Here is a 6,122-nt window from a genome sequence, read left to right on the forward strand (position 1 = left end):
ATTTACCGGTTCCGTCTCCACCGGTCGACGATTTCTTGCACATGCCCGGACACAAAGATGTAATCGGAGCGAGATGAAATAGAGGCAGTCGGGCTAACTTGGGCGCCTTCCAACCGGTATCTCCCGCTCTGCGGATCCCAGATTCGGTACTGATTCGTTTGATCCCCTCTGAACGAGATAAGACGGCCCGGTCCGGGGCGTCCTCCTCCGACCGCACGGATGGTGCTCTGCCGTCTGCCCGTCGAAGGGTCGACCGGACCGTACGCTCCGTCCAGGTCGCCGACCGGTTGGCCGTTATGATCTCTGCTGTATCTCTGTTGCCGGACCCTGTTTTCGTACAGGATGGGCTCGCCACCGCCGGCCGGAAGGATACCGTAATCACCGAACCGGAGTGTGAATCCGACATTGCCGTTCGCAAATGCCAGGAGGGACGTGATCGGGGACTCCCGGCGGAGAGATTGGTCTACGTCCGTCATGCCGGTTTCCAAATCGAGGACCGTGATCTCATTCGGTACGCTGCCTGTCCGAAGAACGAGGGTGGAACCGTCGGGACTCCACGCGAAACTGGGTTGACGGACATCGCTTGAGAGTCGGTATTCGACATCTCCGGTCTCTGCATCGAGGACGACATTCTCCAGGTCGGGTGCGATGTATAGAATTCGGCGTCCGTCGGGCGACACGCCGAGCATTTCTCCAGCGGCGGAGGAAGGAGCACTGCGCCACGGCGTCACGACCCCTGTTTGCAGGTCCATGACATGAATAGAACCGGGTTCGACGTCGGTGTAGAACGGCGCAATTGCGAACAGCCTGTCGCCATCAGGGCCGAATGCTACGGCCTCCGGTCGAAATGGGAACGAGTATTGAGGTGCGAGACCCTCGCCGTAGGACATGTGGATGGGCGAAGAGCCCGGTCCAGCCATCGACCGGATGCGATACGTGTACGCGCGGCCCGGATCCCGGTCGGGAATGGTGTATCTACGTGCGTCCCCTGGAAGCCGTGCAATCTGCACCCAGTCTCCATCGTCTCGCTGCTCTTCCAAGAGAATGCCGGACGGGTCGATGATCGCGTCTTCGTACGGATATCGCGCCTCCATTTCCCAGGAAAGGGTCGTCCGGACCGGATCGGTATTTTCGTTATCGTTCACGATCCGGGCCACCTGGAATTCAGGGATCACAGCAGATGGCGCGTCGGAGAGTATTGACCAGGGGCTCTCAATCCCGTCGTTCACGGCACTCAGGAAGTAGCACCGCTCCCCGGGGACGTATGTGCTGTCGACCCACGACTGCCGATCATCGTTGACGGACGCCACGTACGCCGCCGGTCCGATTTCGTACTCCGACCATCGGGGGTCGCACTGGGAATTATCGAAGGAACGGTACACGCGGAACGAGTCGATGCCGGCGTAGCGATGCTGCCAGTTGACCACGACGGTCTCGCGCGCTGCGGCTGCATCGACAGCAAACGTGTTCCGGGCATGCCGGGGGGCTGTTTCTGAACGACTGGCCGAGACGGAGTCGGTGTTCGCGTAGTCGGACACCGGTCGAACCCGGTAGGTGACGTAGATCCCACGGTCCGGAAGCAGCTCCCGGTACGTGACGGTATTCCGAGGCAGTTCCGCGACAGCGGTAAACGTGCCACTGGAGTCGATCATGCGTTCAACCACGTAACCGCTCTCGAATTCCGTCCCGTCCTGCCAGGTGACGAGCGCGGAATCCTCCCGAATGTCGATGCTGAGCGCTTCCGGTGGGTCAGGAGTGAATTGATCGCTGCCCGGGTCGTTGGGGTTCTGTCGCTCGAACTCGGTTACGGCGTCGCAGCCGAGAAGGACGGCTGTGACCGTGACGATACCCGATAAGAAGACGAGCGCTGTGCGAAGAGAGCCGATCACAGCAATGTTCATTGGGGACGGGACTTCTTAAAAGGCAAACTGGAGTTTGACACCGGTTCCATTCCTCCCGAACATTGGGCGGATGCCCGGTTTCACCGGCTTCGGCGTTCGATAGCCACGCTCCGGTGTATCGAGCCATGCATCGACCAGGCTGTAGAGGAACGTCGCTCCCATGAGCCCCAATGAAACGTCGCGGATCGTCGATACCCGATTGGCCCGCCACGTTAGTGACGCGATCTCATTGCCAAGGCGAAACGCACGGGTCTCTGCCTCGGCGGTCCAGTAATCGTCTCGGATTGCCGCCCGGTCGGACAGGGCCTGATCGAATCGTCGATGCTGCCAGATGGAGACGAAGGACGCCACGACGAAGGTCGAGGCGAGCATGTATCCTTTCGATTTCTGGTCTTTATATATCTGACTCGCACCAGGCACCACGCTGAGCAAGCGCGACGTGGACCGGAGCGCCGGTCGCGTGTAGACCGTAATCGAGTACAGCCGAAGCGGCTGCGTGACGACGTCGAACGTATGCGTCTTCGATCCGTCCTCCGGATGACCGACGGTGACGTCGTGTTGGCCGCCAGGGAGTCGAACCGTGCCTGCCCCGTGACCGATTGAATCCCCGTTGACGGAAATCATCGACTCCGGCCCTGTCGTGATCCGCACATTGTGTCCCGCACGTAGCGCCGGATAGCTGCTTTCCTTGAGATAGTTGGTACGAAACAGGCGCTTGGTTCGCGGCCGGACGGTCCTCGTCTCGTTCGGTGAAAACGTATCGGTGATCGTCACATCCGGTCGCCGCTCGGCCGCCAGCGTCACCGAGATTTCTCGGCCGGATGGAACGACGGCCGTCGCTCCGTTCGGTATATTCTGTGCATTCCAAACGTCCCCATCCACGATGACGTAGACGGAATCGACCTCACGCGGCATGATCACCTCGAGTCGGCCGAGTGCAGTCGTATCTTGCGCGATCTGCGCCGCACCTGTTGATGGCGTCATCAGCCCGACGGCAGCGAGCAGGGCGACAACCCACCGTGTCGGCGTCAACCGTGAATGGTGCGACATGGACCGAAGAAATCATGTGGAAAATGCAAGCAAAGCGTACATGTCGCTTACATGCCTAACAAGTACTGCGTCTAAGATTCAAAAACGGAGAGAGAAATCATGGGTGAAACCGTAGCCATTTAGCGGAATGTGTGTATTAAACCCGCAACATCCTCATCGTCCCCGTTCTAACGTTCGATCCGATGCACCTCGCATTGATTGGCGACTCAACTCTCGACAACGCGGCGTATACCGCCAGCGGCCCGGACGTACGGGCGGTTCTCGACGATCTTTTCGGCGATGGGGGGACGGTTTCGCTTGAGGCGGTCGACGGGGCGCGGATGCGCGACATCCGGCATCAGATCGACACGCTTCCTGCAGAGACGAGCCACATCGTATTGAGCGTAGGCGGGAATGACGCCCTGCTCAGCGTCGACGTCCTGTCCAGGTCGGTGAGCACCGTCGGCGAGGCCTTTCGTGCGATTGCCGACATCGCGGATAAATTTGCGGAGGACTACCGCCGGTGTCTTCGATCGGTGCTCGATCTGGGTCTCCCGACGACGGTCTGCACGATCTACCCGGGCGACTTCTCGGATACGGGACAGCAGCGCATCATTGAGGCGGCGCTGACGCACTGGAACCATGCTATCGTGCAGGCAGCGCTGGATCATGATTGTCCGGCCATCGACCTCGGACGCGTGTGCGACGAACCGGCCGACTACGTCCAGCAAATTGAACCGAACGAACGCGGGGGACGCAAGATTGCCGGGGCGATTCACGCGGCGGTCACTGCGTCGGGGACGTTCGGTGTGCCCATCGGTCCTCACGGGCTGTCCGAATCCACGACCTGAGCTGCCGGTTAAGGACGAGGCATGCCCCTCTCTTCGCGATCCCCCGTCCCTTCGTCGCCCATGTCGACTTCCCCTGTGCTGGACCAGCTCTCCGCTGCGCGCGCGACCTATCCCGATGCGCCGCTGGTCGTATTTGTCCCGACGCTTCAGAATGGTCATGCGGTCGAGACGGACCTGGCACGTCGGCTCGGCGGCCTCCACGGCGTCGACGCCCTGCCGGTCGAGCGATACGCCGAATACCTGGCTCGCCGGCCCATTCTGGAGTCGCAGCGCACGCCCGTTCGGTCCATCGATCGGCTGTTCTACGCGGCTGACATTCTGCAGGACATGGCGTCGTCCCTCGAGGCGTCGTCCGCGCCCGGTGCGCATCACCTGTCGCGGACCGTGGCCGAGGCGGTCCATACGCTGCGCCTGGATGCGGTCGATCCCACACGTCTCCGGGAGCACGCGTTGCAGGGCGGGACGGAGGACACGCTGCGCATCGTCTCGGACGCCTATGACGCCTACATCGACCGGCTCGACGCGCACCGGCTGTACGATGAGGCGGACGTGCTTTCCTGGGCAGAGGAACGGGTCCGTTCCGGCACGGCGCCGGAGGTGACCGAAACGGTCTACGTGGCCCTGAACAGCGTCACCCTGTCCGAACGGGCGGCCCGTTTCGTGCGCAGCCTCCGGCACGGGGCGAAAGACTTTCTCCGCGCCGGCGTATCCGCCCCGCAGACGGCGCCCAGGGAATCGGTGCTGGTTCGCTTCGCGGACGTGCCGTACATCGAGATGGACGCAGGAGGCTGTGCGCCCGAGGACCAATCGTCCCCTTCCGCTATCCCGGCGTTCGTGCGGGCCGTCGGCATGCTGAGTGAGGCTGATGCCGTGATGCGGGACATTCTGAATGCGGGCGTCCCCTTCGACGACGTCACGATCGCCTACACGACCGCTCGCCCGTACGCGACGCTCCTTCCGGATCGCGCTGAACGTGCCGGCATTCCCGTGCTCTCCGGCGCCGGTCAGCCTGCGATGACGACACAGACGGGGCTGGCGCTCGCCCGCCTCTACGAATGGGTCCGGGAGGACTTCGCGGCGGCCCCGCTGATTGCCATGCTCCGGGAGGGCCTTCTTCGCATCAGCGACCGTGAGGCCCGTGCATCCGATGCCCCGGACCTGACGCCGGCGCGAGCGGCTACCCTGATCGCGCAGCGTTCGTATGAATCAGGCCGTGCAGGACTGCTGACAGGCCTGGCACGTGCCGTCGACCAGGCACGCGAGCGGGAAGAGGAGACGGGAGCGAAGGCGGCTGCCGACCGGCTCCGACAGCAGAACGCCGTGTTCGAGCACGTCCTTCTGCTGGTCGACCTGATACAGCCCGGAACGATGCGTCCGGCGTCGGACGATCAGACGAGTGCGCGAGAGCGAATCAACCTGTCGCGCCTGAACCGGTCGGTGTCGCTGGAGACAATGGCAGCCGGTACGCTTCGCTTTTTACGTTCATTCGGCCCGACGGACGACTCGGACAAACGGGAGACGGAGCGCACACTGGACGAGGCGGCCCGGCGCCGGCTCTATGAGGAACTGGAGAACCTGCAGCACGCACCGGTGTCGCTGACAGACGATGCCGGACGGGTGGCAAGCCTTCTTCAAAAATGGCTGTCCTCGCAGAACGTACAGCCGCAGCAGGCACGCCCCGGACACGTGCACATCCTTCCGCTGGATGCCGTCGGGTATTCCGACCGCTCCCACCTCTACATCGTTGGCATGGACGGCGTCTCCTTCGATGCCCCGGTCGGCGAAAACGGTCTGCTCCCCGATGGCGACCGCCAGATGCTCCAGAACCTGGATGAGGAGGAACCATCGCTCTCGGCTGCCGACGAACTGTTGTGGCGAACGGAGCAGGCGCTCGCGCGTCATCGCGGACCGCTCACCTTCTGCACGCGGACCTTCGACGTCACGGCCGGGGAGGAGTGCGACCCGTCCGCCTACGTTCTCGCCCGGAAGCGCCGGGCCGGCGATGCAGCAGCGCGACGGGATGTACCGCTGATTCCCGGACGTGGAGACCTCGCTCTCTCGAACCGGGATGCATGGCTCGCCGCCTATCGCCAACGTCGCGTCACGACCGACCGCACGAAGCCGACGGCGCGCGACCATCTCGCCGAGCAGTATCCGGCTATTCTGCATGGGGAGGCAGCGCGCGATGCTCTGGCGTCCGACGAGTACACCGAGCACGACGGCCTGCTTCCGGCCGGTGACTACCCTGAGCTCGACCTGTTCTCCCGCACAGCACAACCTGTCTCGGCCTCCCGACTCCAGACGCTGGCGGAGGCACCGTACATCTACTTCCTGAAATACG

General features: G+C 62.9%; 4 protein-coding genes. 2 read left to right on the top strand and 2 right to left on the bottom strand.

The window, feature by feature from the left end:
* Positions 1–2 precede the first annotated feature (2 nt).
* Positions 3–1,901: a hypothetical protein gene (locus ACFCU0_RS11665; protein WP_434973849.1), complete on the bottom strand. Its 1,899-nt coding sequence runs from the start codon at positions 1,899–1,901 to the stop codon at positions 3–5.
* 15 nt (positions 1,902–1,916) lie between these two features.
* Positions 1,917–2,951 carry a hypothetical protein gene (locus ACFCU0_RS11670; protein ID WP_434973850.1) on the bottom strand — a complete coding sequence of 345 codons (1,035 nt, stop codon included), beginning with the start codon at positions 2,949–2,951 and terminating at the stop codon, positions 1,917–1,919.
* 182 nt (positions 2,952–3,133) lie between these two features.
* On the opposite strand from ACFCU0_RS11670, the gene ACFCU0_RS11675 reads away from it, so the two are divergent.
* Positions 3,134–3,781 carry an SGNH/GDSL hydrolase family protein gene (locus ACFCU0_RS11675; protein ID WP_434973851.1) on the top strand — a complete coding sequence of 216 codons (648 nt, stop codon included), beginning with the start codon at positions 3,134–3,136 and terminating at the stop codon, positions 3,779–3,781.
* Positions 3,782–3,841: 60 nt separating this feature from the next.
* Positions 3,842–6,122, top strand: a 2,281-nt coding sequence (locus ACFCU0_RS11680) for a PD-(D/E)XK nuclease family protein (protein WP_434973852.1), incomplete at its 3' end; no start/stop codon positions are given.

The organism is Longibacter sp. (genome assembly GCF_051155795.1).
Taxonomy (GTDB): domain Bacteria; phylum Bacteroidota; class Rhodothermia; order Rhodothermales; family Salinibacteraceae; genus Longibacter.

Bases quoted from the DNA above. Each gene is read 5' to 3' on its own strand.
- ACFCU0_RS11670 (WP_434973850.1), bottom strand. From the start codon at position 2,951: ATGTCGCACCATTCACGGTTGACGCCGACACGGTGGGTTGTCGCCCTG.
- ACFCU0_RS11665 (WP_434973849.1), bottom strand. From the start codon at position 1,901: ATGAACATTGCTGTGATCGGCTCTCTTCGCACAGCGCTCGTCTTCTTA.
- ACFCU0_RS11675 (WP_434973851.1), top strand. From the start codon at position 3,134: ATGCACCTCGCATTGATTGGCGACTCAACTCTCGACAACGCGGCGTAT.